Here is an 18,995-nt window from a genome sequence, read left to right on the forward strand (position 1 = left end):
GAGTCGCGCCATGTCTCAAAAAAAGCCTGACACTCAATATCGCTCTCCTCCCACCCATGACCTGCCCGAAGTTCTCGAAACGGTCGAGGAGATCGCCCCCGAACGCAATGCGTTAGACCGGCTGATTGCGCGGGGCAGCCGCGCTGTTTCCTGGCTGGTGCTGGTAGCCATGGGTATTAGCGTCGTCGAGGTATTCATGCGTTACGGGTTTAATAACCCCACCTCCTGGGTACATGAAACCGTGGTGTTTTTGATTGCCGTCATCTTTGTGCTGGGTGGTCCAGCCGCCATGGCGCGCAATAGTCATATTCGAGTCAAGGTGTTGTACGACAGCGCCGGGCCACGCTTGAAGTGTTGGATGGATCGTTTTAACGACCTGCTCACCCTGATTTTCTGTCTGGCGATGAGCTACGCCGCGTTCCATATGTTCTGGGGAGCGTCACATAACCCGCTTGGCGAATGGTCGCTGGAGCGTTCTGGGACCTCCTGGAATCCGCCTTTTCCCGCCATGGTTAAAGGCATGATCCTATTTGCGCTGGCGTTGATGACGCTCCAGGCCTGCCTGCATCTATGGCAATCGCTGAAAGCGAAGCCTTATAACAGCATTGAGGAGGCCCGCTAATGGATATTTCAACGGCCACCATACTGATGGTGGGTGGCATTTTTGCCCTGTTGGTCACCGGCCTACCGCTCGCTTTTATCACCGGTTTAGTGGCATTAGCCTTTACCTTCGGCTGGTTCGGCGAGGCGGCATTGCCGCTAGTCACCAGCCGTGTCTATGGGTTTATCACCGAATATTCACTGGTGGCGGTGCCCATGTTCGTGTTGATGGCATCGCTACTGGATCGCTCCGGCATCGCGAAGGATTTGTTCAACGCCATGCGCGTTTTCGCCGGTCGCTTGCCGGGTGGCGTTGCGGTACAGACCATTGTGGTGGCGTTTTTCCTGGCGGCGCTCTCGGGCATTATCGGTGGTGAAATCGTACTGCTGGGGATTCTGGCGCTACCGCAAATGTTGCGTCTCGGCTATGACAAGCGCCTCTCCATCGGCGTCGTGTGTGCTGGGGGGGCACTGGGCACAATGATGCCACCCTCCATCGTACTGATTATTTACGGCTTGATCGCCAGCGTCTCGATTGCCGATCTGTTCGCGGCAGCCGTGACCCCAGCGGTCATTCTGATGGGCTCCTACATTGCCTATGTGCTGGTGCGCTGCTTGAAAAACCCCGCCCTGGGACCGCCACTAGACAAAAACGCCCTCGATAATCCCTTTGCCACCAAGCTGGACGCAGTGAAAGCCATCCTACTGCCGGGGTTAATTGCTTTTTTGGTACTAGGCACTATCTATGGCGGGATTGCCTCAGTGACCGAAGCGGCGGCCATGGGTGTCTTTGGTGTACTGCTGGCGACCATTGTCCGCGGCGAATTCACTCCCGGCATGCTACACCACAGCCTGGGGCAAACCATGAACACCTGCGGCATGATTATCTGGATCGGCATCGGCGCTGCCGCCCTGGTGGGTGTCTATAATCTCATGGGTGGTAACCGCTTCGTTTCCAGCTTGATCATGGGGCTCGACGTAGCGCCGTTAGTGATCATTCTGGTGATGATGGCGATCATGTTGGTGCTCGGGCTATTTCTCGACTGGATCGGGATTGCCATGCTGGCCCTACCAATTTTTCTGCCCATCGTTATTCAACTCGGTTTCGACCCGATCTGGTTTGGCATTCTATTTGCCGTCAATATGCAGGTATCGTTCCTGTCACCGCCCTTCGGGCCCGCCGCTTTCTATCTTAAAAGCGTGGCACCGCCGGATATCAGTCTCAAGGATATTTACCTGTCCGTACTGCCCTTCATGGCTATTCAGCTATGTGTCCTCGCGGCGCTATTGATGTGGCCGCAACTCGCCATCTGGCCGCTTTGATAACGACTACAATAGGTTCATAAGGAGATCACTATGCGACTGATTCAGTTTGACGACCAAGGCCAGGTTCGCGCCGCCCTGGTAGAGAGTGAACAGCAGGTTAGGCTACTAGACTGTGACACCTATACGCTCTCCAACCGAGCCATTAGCGCTGGTCAGTCACTTAGTGACGCAGTGACCGCCGCGCTGACCGACACGCGCTTGGATTACCAAGCATTAGTCGACGATAAGCGCTTGCTACCGCCATTGACCCATCCCGATCCAGCGCACTGCTTGGTTACCGGCACTGGTCTTACCCACTTGGGCAGTGCCGACACCCGTTCGGCGATGCACGCAAAAGCCCAAGCGGCAGAGGAAGACCTAACCGACTCCATGCGTATGTTCAAGCTGGGGGTGGAAGGCGGCAAACCCAACGCGGGCGAGATTGGCGCGCAGCCGGAGTGGTTCTACAAGGGCGATGGCCAGTGTGTGGTAGCGCCGGAAGCAGCAATCCCTTCGCCAGCATTCGCACAAGACGCAGGCGAGGAACCCGAACTGGCAGGCCTTTACGTGATTGGCGAGGACGGTCTACCCTGGAGAGTCGGGTACGCACTAGGTAACGAATTTTCGGACCATGTCACCGAGCGCTTCAATTATTTATGGCTGGCTCACTCCAAACTGCGCGCCTGCAGCTTTGGTCCCGAACTTTTGATTGGCGAACTGCCCGCCCATTTAGAGGGCACCAGCTCGATTCAGCGCGACGGCGAGACCGTATGGGAAAAGCCGTTTTTGACCGGCGAGGCCAACATGGCCCACAGCCTGGCCAACCTTGAATACCATCACTTTAAGTACTCCGGTTTCCGACGCCCTGGTGATATCCACGTACACTTTTTTGGCACGGCTACGCTAAGCTTTGCTGACAACATCAAGGTACGCGAAGGCGATCGCTTTGAGATCCGTATCGACGCGTTCGGTCGCGCCCTGCGCAACCCGCTTCGCGTGGAAGCAGACGCACCGGCGATCACCGTTCATTCGCTCTAACGCAAGTCACACAGCGCAAGCAAATCAAGCCAAGCAGGAGGATATATGACTCTGGAAGGTAAATTACTGATTGGTCAGCAGGCCGTCAGCGGCCAACAGGCTGACATTCAAGCCGTAAACCCCGCCACCGGCGAAACGCTTAGCCCTGCCTACCCTGGCGGCAGCAAAGCCGAGGTCGACCAGGCCTGTGCGTTAGCCGAAGCAGCCTTTAATAGCTATCGCGAAACTAGCCTAGAGGCGCGCGCGACGTTTCTTGAAACTATTGCCGCTGAAATAGAAGGGATCGGTGATGAGCTGGTTGAGCGCGCCATGGCCGAAACCGGCCTGCCTCGCCCGCGTATAGAAGGCGAACGGGGTCGCACCTGCGGCCAGCTTCGTCTGTTCGCCTCCGTCGTGCGTGCCGGGGAGTGGTTGGATGTGCGTATTGATCCGGCCATGCCCGATCGTGAGCCGCTACCGCGCGCCGACCTGCGTCAGCGCCATATTGCGCTAGGCCCCGTGGCGGTGTTTGGTGCCAGCAACTTCCCGCTCGCCTTCAGTGTGGCCGGTGGCGATACCGCCTCTGCACTGGCGGCTGGCTGCCCGGTCGTGGTTAAAGGTCACTCTGCCCACCCCGGCACCTCCGAGTTGGTAGGTCGCGCCATTCAGCGCGCCGTGGCCAAGTGCGATCTTCCGGAGGGCGTCTTCTCGCTGCTATTCGGTTCTGGTAAAGAGATCGGTCAGGCACTGGTCGCTGACCCGCGCATTCAAGCCGTTGGCTTTACCGGCTCACGCAGCGGTGGCACGGCCTTGATGGCCACTGCCCAGGCACGGCCACAGCCGATCCCGGTGTATGCTGAAATGAGTTCGATCAACCCGGTCTTCCTGCTGCCCGAAGCGCTCAAGGCGCGTGGCAAGGAGATTGCCGAAGGGTTTGTCGGCTCGCTCAATATGGGCGCTGGGCAGTTCTGCACCAACCCTGGGCTGGTCATTGCGGTGGAAGGCCCTGAGCTGGATGCCTTTGTTGAGACCGCCGGTGAAGCTGTTAAGGGTAGCACAGGCCAAACCATGCTCACGCCGGGTATTCATGACGCTTATCAGCAGGGCGTTGGTCGGCTCGCCAGCCATGACAAGGTCACCGAGGTGGCGCGCGGCCTGGCCGGTGAGACAGCGCACCCCTGCCAGGCGGGGTTGTTCGTCACCCAGGCAGACGCTTTCCTGAGTGACCCCGCGTTACAAGAGGAAGTGTTCGGCTCCACATCGCTGGTCATCGCCTGTGCCGATGCGCAGGAAGTGGCCCGTGTAGCGACTCAGTTGGAAGGCCAGCTCACCATTACCCTGCAGATGGATGACGCTGACTTGGCGACGGCTAAGCAACTGATGCCAACGCTGGAACGCAAGGCCGGGCGCATCCTGGCCAACGGCTGGCCGACGGGTGTCGAAGTGTGCCACGCCATGGTTCACGGCGGCCCTTATCCGGCGACGTCGGATTCACGCACCACTTCGGTGGGCAGCGCAGCGATCTTCCGCTTCCTGCGCCCGGTGTGTTACCAGGCGCTGCCGGAGGGCCTGCTGCCCGAAGCGATTCGTGATGGTAACCCGGCTGGCGTATCACGCCTGGTCGACGGTAAGCGTGAGTAAACCAGCGTCACTCAAGACGTTACTCAATGAAGGCGTCGGTGGTTTCTCGATGACCGTATAGAAATGCATCGGCGACTTGGCGCAGCGGGGCAACATCCACCTCGCTGCGCCTGTTGGCGATTAGCTCGGCAAACCGCGCGTAGAGGCCTGGGTACTCGCGCTCTTCGTCTTCGATCACTCGTTCACCGTCGATCATCAAGCAGCAGCCGCCCTGGGTAAGACTCATGCGACTGCCGTCACTCTCGACATGTATATCCCAGGTGGGCGGGCCGCTCTGGCGGAAGTCGAGCTCTGCCGCAATGACCGCACCTTTAGGGTCGGTAAATGCCAACTCCGCCGCGATTGGTGTTTGCGCGTTACTCGGCACCAGCAGCTGCGCCTGTTGCAGAAAAAACGGCTGAGGCAGGATTTCAGTCGCAATCGACAGCGCGTTAATACCGGGATCAAAAACGCCCATGCCACCCGGCTGCCAGATCCACGCCTGGCCTGGATGCCACACTCGCACATCTTCCTTCCAATCGATATTAACCCGCTGAACGTGACGGTCGGCTAGCCACTGCTGCGCGTGCGCGACGCCGGGCGCAAAGCGCGAATGCCAAGCCGCGAATAGGCTGACGCCTTGTTGCTTAGCACACGCAATCAAGTCCTCTACTTCACTCAGCGTCGCCCCTGGCGGCTTTTCCAGCAGCACGTGTTTGCCACGCATCAACGCTGCTCGCGCCTGTGAATAGCGCAGGTGGGTTGGCGTACAAATGGCGACGGCGGTAATTTCTGGGTGCGCGTCGAGCATCGCCTCCAGGCCTTGATAAGCGGGTAGATCCGGCAGTGAAGCGTGGGGGTCTGCCGTGGCAATAAGGTGGCAGTTTGGAGTGGCGGCGATTGCCGGTAGGTGTTGATCGCGAACAATCTTGCCCACGCCCACCAGGCCGAGCTTAAAGCCAGAGCTGTAGTCAGACATACGCTTGCCTTTGTTTTGATGGAAGAATCGTTTTGAGGAAGAAAACGTTTTAATGGAAGTAACGAATCCAGAATCGCTTAACTGGAAATGGCTGAGAGAGGCAGCGTCAATGGGTGTTATGGGGCAACTCAACACTGCGGCCCAGCGAGCTGGCACTGTGCTCTAACCCCAGCGCAGCGGCGGTGCCCGCCAACACGGCCTGGGCCGCTAAAAACGCTTCACGAGGGCGGCGCAGGCGAATGCTCTCCATCAATTGGCGATGGCGCTCTAAGCTCTCGTCGGGGTCGACGGCATTCTCGTTGGACATCGACACCAGCATGAAGATAGAGGGTCGAAGGATATGCGACAGCTGTGCCCAGACAATATTGTGGGTCGCTTTGAAGATCGCCTCATGAAAGGCAACGTCGCACTCGCTATGCAGCCGTCGCTCCTCTTCACAGGTGGCATTGCGCAGGTTCTGCCCCAAGCCCTCAAAGGCTTCCTCAATGGCCACCAGATCACGCGCTTTGGCGCGCTTGGCGGCGGTCATCGCTACATAGGGTTCCACATCCAAACGAAAGGCGAGGATTTCGCGCTGTATTTCCGGATTGGGGGCGGCGTAACGGGTCAGCCAGTCGGTCACCTGCGCGTCGAGAATATGCCATTCTGAGTACTCACGTACTTTTGAGCCATGCCCAGAGATACGCTCGATAATGCCCGCCTCCACTAACTGTCGAAGGTCGCTGCGCACCGCGGAGCGATTGATCGCAAAGCGTTCGCATAGATCCATTTCACGCGGCACAAGATCGCCGGGATGATAGCGGCCGCCAAATATCTCTTCGGCGAGATATTCGGCGATACTGGGGCGAGCGGTTGGCTTACTGAGAGATGACGTCACTACGATAAGACCCTGTTCCGATTCCTGCCCATCATAACGTACTTGACCGGTCTACTGTTATCGGTGAAGCAGCCGCGAGCCGGGCGCGCATGCGTAGCTCAAGGCGTCTTTCATAGAGACCCTTCGCACCCAGTGTGCCCAGTACCAGAAGACCGCCCACCATGGCGATCGGCGCGGGCTGCTCGCCTAAAATCCACCAGGCTAATAATGTCCCTACCACCACTTCGAGTAGCAGCAGCAGACCTACTTCCGCAGAGGGCAGATAGAGTGGCCCGCGCTGCAGCAGCGTCACCCCGCAGGGTACGATAATCAGGCACAGCAGTATCACCACGGCGAGCTGGCTGGTAGCAGGCAGTGTGGTTGATTCGCTCCCTGTCAGCCAAAAAAATCCCGCAACGCTACCGACGACAAGTCCGTTAAATACCAGCATTGGGCTCATATCGACGCCCGGTCGCGTGCGGCAAAGCGTGAAATTAATCGCCAGCGTGGTCGCTGCCATCAAGGCGAAAGCGTTACCCACCCACGAACCTGCCCCGGCATCATCCAGCGCGATCATCGCAATACCGACCATACAGAGACAAATAGCCAGCCAGGTACGCCGGGGCAAACGCTCCTTGAGGATAATCCAGGAGAGAACGGCGGCGATAATTGGCGAACTGGCCAGTATCATTAGCACGTTGCCTGCCTTGGTGTACTGGTTGCCCAGCACGAAACCACAGGTGGTCAGGCTGAACAGCAGCGCCACGGCGATACCGGTCCAACCGCAGCGACGGTAGGCGGCCAGTGTGCCCCGGCCATAGCGCGCCAGGGCAATCAGCAGAAAACCCATCCCGGAGAGAAAACCGCGCCACATCAATATTTCGGCATCAGGCAGGTCAGCCACTTTAATCAGCAGGGCATCCGGCGCCATGATCATGGCGCCGCCACCGGTCAATAGCAGGCCCTGCTGGCGGTGCGACAAGGTGTTAAAACGGCTCATCTGCGTGCGAATCCCTTTCTTTTTTTGGTCCCTTTAATGGTTATCCCGCGGCGGGTGCTGGCGAGCGACATCGCGATATTTAGTGGCAGGCGCTAGCGTCATGCCGCGATCCAGTGGTTCGACCATGCTGCGCTGAATCTCTTGCCAGGGGGTCTGATGGCCGGGGTAGCGGTAGCCACCCTGCTCGGCCAAACGCGTCCGACGTGCTTCCAGCTCACTGGCTTCAATCAAAAGCTGTACCTCGCCACGCTTGAGATCGACCCGCAACCGATCGCCACTCTCCAGCAGCGCCAGACCGCCGCCGGTGGCGGCTTCGGGGGAAGCATTGAGAATCGACGGCGAGCCAGAGGTGCCCGACTGGCGGCCATCGCCCAGGCACGGCAGTGATTCGATGCCTTGCTTGATCAGCGCCTCTGGCGGCTGCATATTGACGACCTCGGCACCGCCGGGGTGGCCGACGGGGCCTGCGCCGCGCATGACCAGGATAGTGCGGGCGTCGATATTAAGCGCCGGGTCATCGATACGTGCGTGGTAATCCTCCGAGCCGTCAAACACAACGACCTTGCCTTCAAAGGCTTCAGGATCGTTGGGATCATTGAGGAAGCGCTCGCGGAAATCTCGCGAGATCACGCTGGTTTTCATCAGCGCCGAGTCGAACAGGTTGCCCTTGAGATTGAGGAAGCCCGCATGTTCGACCAGCGGATCGCCGTAACGACAAATCACATCGGGATCCTGGGTTTCACGACCCTGCAGGTTATCGCCCAAGGAGCGCCCATTGACCGTTAGGGCATCGCTGTGCAGCTTACCGGCCGTTTGCAGTTCATGGAGAATCGCGGGCACGCCGCCAGCGCGGTGGAATTCTTCGCACAGGAAAGCCCCAGCGGGCATGACGTTGGCCAGCAGCGGGATTTCATGGCCCAGGCGCTGCCAGTCATCATTGTTAATCTCGATACCCGCGTGGCGGGCAATCGCATTGATGTGCACCGGCGCGTTCGAGGAGCCGCCTAGTGCCGAGCAGGCGACGATGGCGTTCTCAAAGGCTTCGCGGGTCAGGATATCCAGCGGTCGCAGGTCTTCCCACACCATATCGACGATTCGCGTGCCGGTGTCGTAGGCGACCATGGCGCGCTCTTTATAGGGCGCGGGAATCACTGCGGAACCGGGTAAGCTCATGCCCAATACTTCGGCCATCGAGTTCATGGTCGACGCGGTGCCCATGGTATTGCAGTGACCAATCGACGGCGCTGAATCACTGGCGCGGGACAGAAACTCGGCGTAGTCGATATCACCCGCTGCAAGGCGCTTGCGTAGTTCCCAGATAATCGTGCCCGACCCCACTCGCTCAGCGCCCCGCCAGCCGTTGAGCATCGGCCCACCGGAGAGCACGATGGCCGGAATATTCACCGTTGCCGCCGCCATCAGCGCCGCCGGGGTGGTTTTATCGCAGCCGGTGGTCAATACCACGCCGTCTAGCGGATAGCCGTGCAGCACTTCGACGATACCCAAATAGGCGAGGTTGCGATCCAACGCCGCCGTAGGCCGACGCACGTTTTCATGGATTGGGTGCATGGGGAACTCAAACGGCACGCCGCCTGCCGCACGGATACCGTCTTTCACCCGCTTAACCAAGTCGATGTGATGTCGATTGCAGGGGGTTAAGTCCGAGCCTGATTGGCAGATACCAATGATCGGTTTACCGCTGGTTAACTCATCCAGCGTAATGCCGTAATTGAGGTAGCGCTCAATGCATAGCGCCGTCGTACCGGCGTGATCGGGGTTGTCGAACCAGTAGCGTGAACGCAACTGCTCAGGAGTTATTCGCTGAAAATTGGCCATGGTGCCACTCCACGCCTAGAGTAAGGTTATAAAAGTCATAAAGGAGGATGATCACGACGGTACGCTTTCTTGATGGCGACGTCGATACATACAAAAGTATATGTTGAACATATAGGCAAAACGTTACACATTCATCTAAGGGTTGCGGCGCATAGGCGAGAAAGCCTGTACCGCGGAGACACAACAACAATAGACATCACGCTGGAGCTGGCTCAGTCAACCCCTTTGACTAAGTGGTCTCCAGCACGCCAGGAGAGTGACGATTATGCATCATCTTTGGAAGCGCACCCTAGTGATGACCGGTGCCACACTGCTCAGCTCGGGTTTGGTCTACGCACAAACGCCTGATCTATCCGACCCACCGGAGATCGATGGTGAAACGGTAGGTGACCACGGCAGCGTTACCTTACGCATGGGCCTTGGTTTGGCTGAAAGTTCGCCACAATATATTTCCAGCCAGTACTTTGCCGATATTCTTGACCAGCGCAGTGATGGACGCATTACGGTCAATATTTTCCCGAATAGCCAGCTTGGCGATGACGTGCAGATGATGGAAATGCTGCAAACCGGCACGCTGGATATGACTTACCCTTCCTCTTCTCCTGCTACCGGCTACGTTGAGGAACTGGCGGTGTTCGACCTGCCGTTTTTACTGCCCACCCGCGAAGCGGCGGTTAAGGCCATGCGCAGCGATGCCGCCCAAGAGATGCTCGATGCCTTTGACGGCACTGGTTTGAAAGCGCTCGCATTCTCTGAAAATGGCTTCCGCCAGCTCTCCAACAGCGCTCGTGAAGTCGCTTCACCAGAGGATGTGGCGGGTATGGATGTCCGCGGCCTGTCCATTCGGACCATGGAAAACCCGGTCCACCTGGCCATCTGGCAGGCGCTGGGCGCCAACCCCACGCCCATGGCGTTTGGTGAGCTGTTTTCAGCGATGGAACAAGGTGTCGTAGATGGCCAAGAAAACCCCTGGAGCACCATCCTGACCTCCAATTTCTATGAAGTGCAGGATTACGGCTCCGAAACACGTCACGTTTACACCCCCTTCATCAAGATGATCTCTGAGCGTACCTGGGACCGCCTTGATCCTGAGTATCAGGAGCTTGTACAAGAAGCCGCGTTGCAAGCCGCTGATTATGAGATCCAGCTTTCAAGCGAATACGACGATTGGGCCCGCGAGCAGCTTGAAGAGCGTGGCATGCAAATCACCCGCCTTGATGATGAGCAGATTGCGGCGTTCCAGGAAGCCGTGCAGCCGGTTTACGAAGAGTGGGCACCGCGCATTGGCGAAGATCTCGTAGCTGAATTCCAAGAGATCGCTGAATCGACCATGACCGAGTAAGTAACAAAGGCACCAAAGCATCACCTCTGCCGCCGGGCGATAACGGCGGCAGGGGTAAATGCTAAAGCAGGCATAGCGGCCAAAAAGAGAAAGTGTTAAGAAGCGTCCGAGAGGCGCTTTTTTAGCTGCATATAAGTCCCATAGTGACGATCAAGATGGCGCCGCATGGCCGCCTCAGCCGCATCCGGGTCGCGGGATTCGATGGCCGCAATAATTTCGGTGTGGGCAGCGGTCGCGGCTTTGTCTTCATCTTTTTGCTGCAATACCAGCGCCCGTCGATCATCCAGCCACTCAGAAAGTGCCACGTGAATAGCATCGAAAATGGGGTTACGGCCTATGCTGGCCAACACGCCATGGAAATCATTATCAGAGCGTTTGAAGCGAGCTTCGTCACCAATGGCATCGCGATTGTCCGCCAACGCAGCATGCAGCCTAGCAAGGTCCTCCTCGCTGGCGTGGCGAGCAGCATAGCGCGCCAGGGATATTTCAAACATGGCCCGCGCTTCCTGGAAATACTGCTGACCATCGGGCTTGGAAAGCAGTTGCCGGGTAACGCCGGAGAGCCTCGCCATTACCGCCTCGGCGGTAGGACGAATCACCCGCGCTCGCGTGCCGCTGTTGATGGCGATGAGCCCAAGTTGCTGTAGGTGGAACAGCGCTTCACGCACCGCCGGCCTACCAACGCCAAACTGTTCCATCAATTCTCGTTCTGAGGGTAATTGATCGTTTTCACTTAGCCGCCCGTCGAGAATCTCCGCCTCGAGCTGTTCAGCCACCTGTTCGGACAGCGTTTTACGCTCGATCCGGTATCTGCTCATAGGCAGTCACCCTTGGTTAACCTAGAATTCACCGCCATTTTACGGCATTTCTCGCCATTGTCCTTTAAACCCGCCTTCAACCAAAGCGCTCGACCCAACCTTTCAATCCAACTGAATGAGTGGCGCTATTTGGTACTGCTCGGCGATCTCGGCGTAGGCCAATTGATTGGCAGAATCGAGGGGGATGCCTTCAGCGTCACGCTGGGCCTGGCAGCGCCATTCGCGATCCCCGGGTGCCATGACTTGGGCGCTGATTTGGGAACTGTTTGACGCGGGCTGGGCACGCAGGTCGGCCAGGTACTCGGCCATTCCGCGCGCAAAGGTACCGGCATCCACGAAGGCATCTGGTTTCATGACCAGGAAAAAGTGGCCGACGCCGCGCGGTGTCGACATATCAGGCCCGCCCATGGGCAACAGCCGAAAGCCGTGCTGCATGCCTGACAGCATCGAACTCAGAACCTCCACCATGCCACCCAACCCCGCGCCCTTGAAACCGAAGGCGCTTCCGCCCAATGGCAGCAGTGCAGCCACGTCGTTAGGCGTGCGGCTTACCTGTCCGGCAGCGTCCGCCGCGACTTGATCGGGCAACTCACGGCCAATCGCCCCAAACTGCTGCACGCGATTCCAAGGCACCGAGCTGGTGGCCATATCCAGCAGGTAAGGCGACTCGCCCGTCACCGGTGCCGCAAAGGCGATGGGGTTGGTGCCATGAAACGGCTTGGCACCCTCATGCAGCAACACAAATGGGTCTGAATTGCAGAACGCCATGCCGAGATAACCGCGCTCGGCCGCTGCCAACGCATAGCACCCCGCCGCGCCAAAGTGCGACGAGTTACCCACTGCGACGGCGCCCATGCCCACCTTTTCTGCCATGGCCATGGCGTGCTCCATGGCGGTGTAACCCGCCAGATGCCCCAACCCATCGTCAGCATCCAGAAAACCGGTCGCCGCCAAACGCTGGTGGAACTGCATGTCGGGCGCGCCGTTGATCCGCCCGCCCTTGAGTGCCAGTAAATAATGCGGCAGCAGGCGTAAGCCATGACTGTCGGTACCCATGCGAGAAGCGGTGACCAGCGCGCGGGTGACGGCATCTGCTGAGGCCTTATCAGCGCCCGCCACCGCCAGCACCGCTTGCATAAAACGGCTAAGGTCTTCGCGAGCGACGCGAAAACTGGACGACGTATCACTCATCGATCAATAGCTCCTGGTTTCAACCATGCCGGGGCTGATCAGTAGTCAGCCCCGTTAATGCTTAACGGTAAATTAGCGTCGGTAGCCACAGCGAGATGGCCGGAATAAAGGTCACTAACAGCAAGGCAATGACCAGCGGCACTAGAAACGGCAACGTGCCACGCATGCATTTTTCAAAAGAGATGCCGGACACCCGCGACAGCACATACAGCACCATGCCCACCGGTGGCGTTAGCAAGCCGATCATCAGGTTGAGCACCATGATCACGCCGAAGTGCACCGGATCGACACCGGCGGTAACGGCCACCGGCAACAATACCGGCACCAGTATGGTGATCGCCGCGATGGTCTCCATAAAGCAGCCCACTAAAATCAGCACCAAATTGATGATGATCAACGTGACGATGGGATTATCGGCAAATGGGCCAAGCAGGGTAACCACATGCTGAGTGACTTGGTTGCTAGTCAATATCCAGGCAAATATCGAGGCACCAGCGACGATCAGTAGGATAACGGCGGTGGTTTCGATCGTTTCCATGCTCACCTTGAGCAGGCGGCGCCAGGTTAGGCTACGGTAAACTACGCCCCCCAGTACCAAGGCGTACACCACTGCAGCAATCGCCGCTTCGGTGGGCGTGAAGGCCCCTGTCATGATGCCGCCGACGATGATGACCGGCGTTAGTAGCGATAAAAATGCACGCTTGAACGTATGACCAAGCACCGGAAGCGAGAACACCGCATCGCGGGTGTAACCGCGGCGCCGGGAAATGATCGTGATCATGGCCATGAGCACCAGCCCCATCAACAGGCCCGGCACCAGGCCGGCGACGAACAGCTGGCCGACCGACACTGACGCCATGACGCCATAGATAACCATTGGCAGACTCGGCGGAATAATCGGGCCGATGGTCGAAGACGCCGCGGTGATCCCCACCGAGAACTCTTCGTCGTACCCGGCATCTTTCATGGCCTTGATTTCAATGGTACCCAGCCCCCCTGCATCGGCGACTGCGGCACCGGACATGCCGGAAAAAACGATGCTGGCGCCCACATTGACGTGACCCAGACCGCCCCGCATCCAGCCCATCAACGCTTTGGCAAAATCAAATATCCGCACGGTAATGCCGCCGTTGTTCATCAAGTTACCGGCAAGTATAAAAAACGGAATAGCCAACAGAGGAAAGCTGTCGACACCGTTGATCATACGGTGCATCACCACCACATCGGGCACTCTGCCGGTCAGCAGCACATACAGCAGGCACGAGCCAGCAAGACTGATGGCGATCGGCACCCCCATCACCAACAGAGTGAAGAGCGCCGCAAACAGGAACAGTAAGTAGTGCTGGGTGACGGCCAGGGCGATACAGCCGAGTATCGCAATAGCCGCGACCAATGGCGGTACTATCGCACCGCCGCGCCGCACAGCCAAAATGTTGGGCATTGGGGTGATCTCCGAGAGAGTAGCGTGTTGGCGTGTTGTTATTGGGTATCGAGTAGTTCACTGGTGCCCGAGCGCCAGTGACGAATAGCCACCTGCACTCCTCTCACCAGCATGAGGATAAAGCCCACCATCACTAGGTAGTAAAGCCAGCTTTTAGGGATATCCACCGAGGCCATCATGGCACTGGTGCGATCAGCCAATTTGAAGGTGATCCAGGCCATGCTGGCGAAGAAGGCAATGTTGATCAGATCTACCAGCGTCGACATCACGCGTCCCAGCCACCCTGGCATGTAGCGATAGAAAAATTCCACAGCGATATGCGACCCTTTTCGCACCGCCATGGTGCTACCCATAAAGCCCACCATGACCAATAAATAGCGCGCCATCTCCTCCGTCCAAGCGATGGAGTTACCCAGCACATAGCGGCTGAAAAATTGCATAAAGACATCCAGTGCTAGCAGCCAGAAGATCCCAAGCGTCACGAAATCCTCCACGGCATAGTCACGAATGTTAAAAGAATCATCATCGAGGCCGGCGAGGCTGGTCTCGTCAGTGGGGTCAGTTTGGTGCATGAAAGGCTCCCCCTGCGCCCCACCCAAGGCTTGGGTGGGGCGCATCTTGGTCTACGAAAAAAACGATCCCGGCAACGTATGGATTCAGGAAAAACCAGGCCTCACGGTATTACTGGCCGATCGCCTGAAGACGATCATAGGTTTCCTGATCCCATGTCGCCGCTTCACCGTTATGGGCCGGAATCGTGGCTTCGCGGAAGGGTTCGATATCCACCTCATTGACGGTCACACCCTGCTCTTCGAACCAAGCCACCAGCTCTTCCTCGGATTGAAGGATGTCCTGGGTGATGCGCTGACCCGCTTCGGTGTAGACCTCACGGAAAATCTCGCGATCTTCCTCGGAGAGACGGTTCCACAGCGGACCACCGGCAATGGTAATTAGCGAATCGGTAATATGCCCGGTCAGGTTGATGTAGTCCTGTACCTCATGAAACGCTTTGGCGCGAATGGTCGGCAGCGGATTTTCCTGAGCATCCACGACGCCCTGCTGGAGTGCCAAATAGACTTCAGCGAAAGCGATAGGGGTCGGGTTAGCACCCACCGCTTCGGGGAACATCATGTACATTGGCGCATTGGGCGTACGAATTTTCAGGTCTTGCATGTCCTCCGGCGTATTGATCGGTTCATTGGAGGTCACATGACGGCGGCCATAGTAATTCATGGCTAACGGTACGTTACCGGTTTCATCCTGGTAGCCCTGGGCGATTTCATCGAACAAATCGCTATCAGCGTAAGCCTGCCAATGCTCAAAATCGCGGAACATATAGGGCGCACCGGCAATGCCTACCGGGCCATAGAAGCGTCCAGCAAACTGGTTACCGGTATAGATCAGATCGACGGTACCAAGCTGCAGCCCTTCGTTGATATCCGATTCCTTACCGAGCGAAGACGCCGCATGCACATTGATTGAATAACGACCGTCAGTGCGTTCCTCGATTTCATCCGCCGCCCACAGCGCCCACTCGTGGTAGGGCTCGGATGTCTCATAGACGTGAGCGAAGTTGAGTTCTTCCTGCGCATGCACAGCGCCGGTCACTGATAGCCCCCCGGCGATAAGCGTGGCCGTTAGCAGGCGGGCCATCTTCAGCGAGTGTTGGCGTTTGTGGCTCATCGTGTACTCCTCATAACCATTGGATTTATTGTTGGCTATTGTGATCTGCAGTTAATTATTAGGTGAGCAGTGGTAGACGACATAACCGACCATAGAGCTGTATACGTGTCATACCACCAGTTTCAAACCTAGTTGGTCACCTACCATTGCGCAACCTTCTCACTCAGGATTTTCATCGTCATGATCACGATTCAGGCGAAGAGTGAACTGTTCATGTAAGCGCACTAGCAGCCGTGGATCGCCAAAGCCCCCCGCTTTGGTCATCACACGGCGCTGGGGATCGCCATCGATATAGCCGAGCGCTACGCCGGGTGACCACTCGGCTTCAACGCCAATATGGCTCGCGCCTAGCCGAGACAGCACTGCCATGGCGATATCTCCACCGGTTAAAAACAGCAGGCTCTCATCATCCTGCTGCCAGTTCGAGGTGATCGACGCCACCTGGGCGGCTATTTCCTCGGCTACCTGATTGGCCGTACGCTCGGATTCACCACCGCCAGGCACCACCACACACGCATTTGAAGCGTGAAACCCATTAGGCTTATCTCCACACGCATCAATGACAGCTAAATGGGGAAAGCGTTGGCGCAGCTGCCTCAGTTGCTCACTAGCGCGTGCGCTTCTCGACCCCACCGCATAAAGCACCGCGTTGATACGATGCAGGGAACGACACGGCAGTTCAGATGCGCCAAAGTGACGCTGCGCTATCGCCGTTGCCAGCCCCGCCGCCCCGGCCAGTACACGGCAACTGCCAGTATCGAGGAGGGCATAAATGGCGGTGAGCTCCTCGTCACTGGCGGCATCGGCGATACAGTCTTCGCCTGGGAGTGGCGTTGCCTGCCCTGGGCAATAGCGTTGCAGGGGCAAGCCACCGGCGGCAAAAGCGACATCGATGGGGCCTGCCAGCGGCGCTGAGCGGGCATCCTGCTGGTAGCCTGTTTCTGCCAGTGGGTAACCATCTACCCATACTCCTGCGTCGCGAACGGTTCTACCCTGGGTGGGCACCGCAGGCGCCAGCAGCAGGGGTAAACCAAGCGACGCTCGCAGCACTTTACACTCAGCAACTACTTGGCCACGCAGGGTCGAATCGACTTTTTTAAACCACTGCTGCGGTGCTACTCGCCTGAGTAAACGCACTGCTTCACTTACCCGATGCGCCGCCTCCTCGGATGGCAGATGGCGGGATTCGGTATTCACGGCGATGATCGCTGGCCACTGACCTTGCCACGACTCCAGCGTTGTTGCTAATGCCTCCAGGCTGATCACCGCGCGGGCATCTGCGCCTTGCGCGGCGAACGGGGCGGCCGTGTCCAGCGCGCCTGATAGATCGTCGGCAATAATCACCAATCGGCAGCTACTCATGCCCTGGCGCCACTGGCTAACCGCCGGGCGTAGGCAATCGCTGATCCCATGTTGGTGGCATCGGCCTTACCCTGCCAGGCAATATCAAAGGCGGTGCCGTGATCCACCGAGGTGCGCTGAAGCGGCAAGCCGAGGCTGACATTCACCGTGGTATCAAAGGCGATCAGTTTGACGGGAATATGCCCCTGGTCGTGATACTGGGCGATGACCAAATCGAACTCACCTTTTGAGGCGCGGTAAAACACCGTATCCGCAGAGATAGGCCCGCTCACGTCAAAGCCACGCTCGCGCAAGTGCTCCACCGCTGGGGCGATACAGCGGCTATCTTCATCGCCAAAAATACCGCCTTCACCGCAGTGGGGGTTGAGGCCTGCGACAGCAATGCGCGGTGCCTGCATGCCCAACGCTAGCAAGTGCGCATGCCCCGCCTCAACGGTGGCAATGATCCGTTCGGGCGCGACCCGATCGATCGCATCGCGCAGCGAAACGTGAGTGGAAACATGCAGCGTCGAGAGCGTTTCCGATGCCAGCAGCATGAACGACGAGGGCGCATCAGTCAGCGACGCCAGCATTCCGGTGTGGCCATCATAGTGGTGCCCGGCTTCATGCAGTGCGGCCTTGTTCAGTGGCGCGGTGACGATCACCTTCGCCTGCCCCGACTGCACCAATTCCACGGCTTTGTGAACGCAGCGAAACGCCATATCACCCGCCCCGGCGCTGATTTTTCCATCGGGAATCTCAACGCCTTCCGGCATCTCGACCACACCAACCGCCACATGATCCTTACCGCTTTCTGCCTGCTCCAGTGGCACGAATTCCAGCGCGGCGCCAATACTCGCCGCCGCCCGGCGATAAATCGCCGGGTCACCGATGATCATCGCCGTGGCGCGCTCAGTAGCGGACATAGCACTCAAGGCGCGGCAAATGATCTCCGGGCCAATACCGGCAGGATCGCCCATGGTGATCGCAATATCGTAATATTTTTGACGTTCAACAGGTGGCGAGCTATTCATGGCATTAGCTGCCCGCCGTTGACCTCGATGATCTGGCCGGTGACATAGCCACTCAGCGTCTCTGTTCCGAGGAAAACATAAGCTCCGACACACTCTTCCGACGTGCCCAACCGGCCCATCGGGATCGATGCCCGCGCTGCATTGAGGTGCGCCTCGCTTGAGTGACGATCATGAAAATCGGTGGCAATCGTACCGGGGGCAACGGCGTTAACGCGGATATTATCCCCTGCCAGCTCCTTGGCCATATTGCGGGTGATGGTACTCACAAAACCTTTGGCAGAGGCATACAACCCAGCACCTCCTCCACCGCCGTTGCGTGCAGCAATCGAGGTGGTATGGATGATGTTACCGCCACCGGCGCGCTGGAAATGTGGTAGCGCTGCACGGCTGGCCATGATCACCGAGCGAACATTGAGATCCATGACCCGGTCATACTGGCCATCGTCCATCTCATCCAAACCTACCCGCCCCAGCATGTCCCCCGCGTTATTGATCAATAGATCTATACCGCCAAGCCACTCGGCGGCATCGTCGACGAGTTTTTGGGTTTCTCGGGTGTGGCTGACATCTGCTTTCAGCGTAAAAGCGTCGCCACCCGCATCGCGAATCGCCTGAGCCACTGCCTCGGCAGGCCCTTCACTGCTGTGATAGTGCACCGCGACGTGGGCTCCCAGCGCCCCCAGCTGTTTCGCAACCGCCGCGCCAATGCCACGGCTGGCGCCGGTGATCAATACGCGCTTTCCTTTCCACTCGTCTAACATGCCATTCTCCTGACCACTTTTTGTTTTATGGTGAGCGTTGTACTAAGCGCCGGCGTCATCGCGATAGATTTAACTATCGACCCGAAATGGAGCGGTGCGCTAAAGTAAGCCTATAACTGGCATACCTGTCATACAACACGACATCTATAACATGATAGGCCATGGCGTACT

At 58.0% G+C, this 18,995-nt stretch carries 17 protein-coding genes; 5 read left to right on the forward strand and 12 right to left on the reverse strand.

Annotation, left to right across the window (positions count from 1 at the left end; genetic code table 11):
- The first annotated feature begins 10 nt into the window (after positions 1-10).
- Genes ACUN8H_RS08810 through ACUN8H_RS08825 form a run of 4 tightly spaced genes read left to right on the forward strand, consistent with a single transcriptional unit; the run spans position 11 to position 4,563 of the window.
- Positions 11-622, forward strand: coding sequence for a TRAP transporter small permease subunit (locus tag ACUN8H_RS08810; protein ID WP_290698982.1), 612 nt, complete (start codon positions 11-13; stop codon positions 620-622).
- Positions 622-1,923 carry a TRAP transporter large permease gene (locus tag ACUN8H_RS08815; protein WP_445531766.1) on the forward strand — a complete coding sequence of 434 codons (1,302 nt, stop codon included), beginning with the start codon at positions 622-624 and terminating at the stop codon, positions 1,921-1,923. The genes ACUN8H_RS08810 and ACUN8H_RS08815 overlap by 1 nt, the downstream gene beginning before the upstream one ends.
- A 33-nt stretch (positions 1,924-1,956) precedes the next feature.
- On the forward strand, positions 1,957-2,943 hold the full coding sequence (gene araD1, locus ACUN8H_RS08820) for an AraD1 family protein (protein ID WP_445531767.1): 987 nt from the start codon (positions 1,957-1,959) through the stop codon (positions 2,941-2,943).
- Between the two features lie 45 nt (positions 2,944-2,988).
- Positions 2,989-4,563 carry an aldehyde dehydrogenase (NADP(+)) gene (locus ACUN8H_RS08825; RefSeq protein WP_445531768.1) on the forward strand — a complete coding sequence of 525 codons (1,575 nt, stop codon included), beginning with the start codon at positions 2,989-2,991 and terminating at the stop codon, positions 4,561-4,563.
- A gap of 19 nt (positions 4,564-4,582) precedes the next feature.
- Here the strand turns inward: ACUN8H_RS08825 and ACUN8H_RS08830 are convergent, their stop codons facing one another.
- The 4 genes from ACUN8H_RS08830 to ACUN8H_RS08845 form a co-directional block, all read right to left on the reverse strand.
- Positions 4,583-5,521 carry a Gfo/Idh/MocA family protein gene (locus ACUN8H_RS08830; protein ID WP_445531769.1) on the reverse strand — a complete coding sequence of 313 codons (939 nt, stop codon included), beginning with the start codon at positions 5,519-5,521 and terminating at the stop codon, positions 4,583-4,585.
- A 106-nt stretch (positions 5,522-5,627) separates the two neighbouring features.
- Positions 5,628-6,398, reverse strand: a complete 771-nt coding sequence (locus tag ACUN8H_RS08835; RefSeq protein ID WP_445531770.1) for a FadR/GntR family transcriptional regulator — start codon at positions 6,396-6,398, stop codon at positions 5,628-5,630.
- A gap of 31 nt (positions 6,399-6,429) precedes the next feature.
- Positions 6,430-7,377, reverse strand: a complete 948-nt coding sequence (locus tag ACUN8H_RS08840; protein ID WP_445531771.1) for a DMT family transporter — start codon at positions 7,375-7,377, stop codon at positions 6,430-6,432.
- A 33-nt stretch (positions 7,378-7,410) separates the two neighbouring features.
- Positions 7,411-9,213, reverse strand: coding sequence for an IlvD/Edd family dehydratase (locus tag ACUN8H_RS08845; protein WP_445531772.1), 1,803 nt, complete (start codon positions 9,211-9,213; stop codon positions 7,411-7,413).
- Between the two features lie 265 nt (positions 9,214-9,478).
- Here ACUN8H_RS08845 and ACUN8H_RS08850 point away from each other — a divergent pair, with 265 nt between their 5' ends.
- Complete coding sequence (locus ACUN8H_RS08850; RefSeq protein WP_445531773.1) at positions 9,479-10,555, forward strand: TRAP transporter substrate-binding protein; 1,077 nt, start codon at positions 9,479-9,481, stop codon at positions 10,553-10,555.
- A gap of 95 nt (positions 10,556-10,650) precedes the next feature.
- Here ACUN8H_RS08850 and nanR read toward each other — a convergent pair whose 3' ends face one another.
- The 8 genes from nanR to ACUN8H_RS08890 form a co-directional block, all read right to left on the reverse strand.
- Positions 10,651-11,373: a transcriptional regulator NanR gene (gene nanR / locus ACUN8H_RS08855; RefSeq protein WP_445531774.1), complete on the reverse strand. Its 723-nt coding sequence runs from the start codon at positions 11,371-11,373 to the stop codon at positions 10,651-10,653.
- A gap of 102 nt (positions 11,374-11,475) precedes the next feature.
- Positions 11,476-12,564: an Ldh family oxidoreductase gene (locus ACUN8H_RS08860; RefSeq protein ID WP_445531775.1), complete on the reverse strand. Its 1,089-nt coding sequence runs from the start codon at positions 12,562-12,564 to the stop codon at positions 11,476-11,478.
- 61 nt (positions 12,565-12,625) lie between these two features.
- Positions 12,626-14,005, reverse strand: coding sequence for a TRAP transporter large permease (locus tag ACUN8H_RS08865; protein ID WP_445531776.1), 1,380 nt, complete (start codon positions 14,003-14,005; stop codon positions 12,626-12,628).
- Between the two features lie 38 nt (positions 14,006-14,043).
- Positions 14,044-14,577, reverse strand: coding sequence for a TRAP transporter small permease (locus ACUN8H_RS08870; RefSeq protein WP_445531777.1), 534 nt, complete (start codon positions 14,575-14,577; stop codon positions 14,044-14,046).
- A 109-nt stretch (positions 14,578-14,686) separates the two neighbouring features.
- Positions 14,687-15,688 (reverse strand): sialic acid TRAP transporter substrate-binding protein SiaP, encoded by a 1,002-nt coding sequence (locus ACUN8H_RS08875; protein WP_445531778.1) that lies wholly within the window; start codon positions 15,686-15,688, stop codon positions 14,687-14,689.
- A gap of 159 nt (positions 15,689-15,847) precedes the next feature.
- A complete protein-coding gene (locus ACUN8H_RS08880) occupies positions 15,848-17,050 on the reverse strand; it encodes a four-carbon acid sugar kinase family protein (RefSeq protein WP_445531779.1) in 1,203 nt (400 codons plus the stop codon).
- Positions 17,047-18,063, reverse strand: coding sequence for a 4-hydroxythreonine-4-phosphate dehydrogenase PdxA (gene pdxA, locus ACUN8H_RS08885; RefSeq protein WP_445531780.1), 1,017 nt, complete (start codon positions 18,061-18,063; stop codon positions 17,047-17,049). The genes ACUN8H_RS08880 and pdxA overlap by 4 nt, the downstream gene beginning before the upstream one ends.
- Positions 18,060-18,824 (reverse strand): SDR family NAD(P)-dependent oxidoreductase, encoded by a 765-nt coding sequence (locus tag ACUN8H_RS08890; RefSeq protein WP_445531781.1) that lies wholly within the window; start codon positions 18,822-18,824, stop codon positions 18,060-18,062. Before ACUN8H_RS08890 ends, pdxA begins: the two co-directional genes overlap by 4 nt.
- Positions 18,825-18,995 lie beyond the last annotated feature (171 nt).

Source organism: Vreelandella sp. V005, from assembly GCF_052645115.1.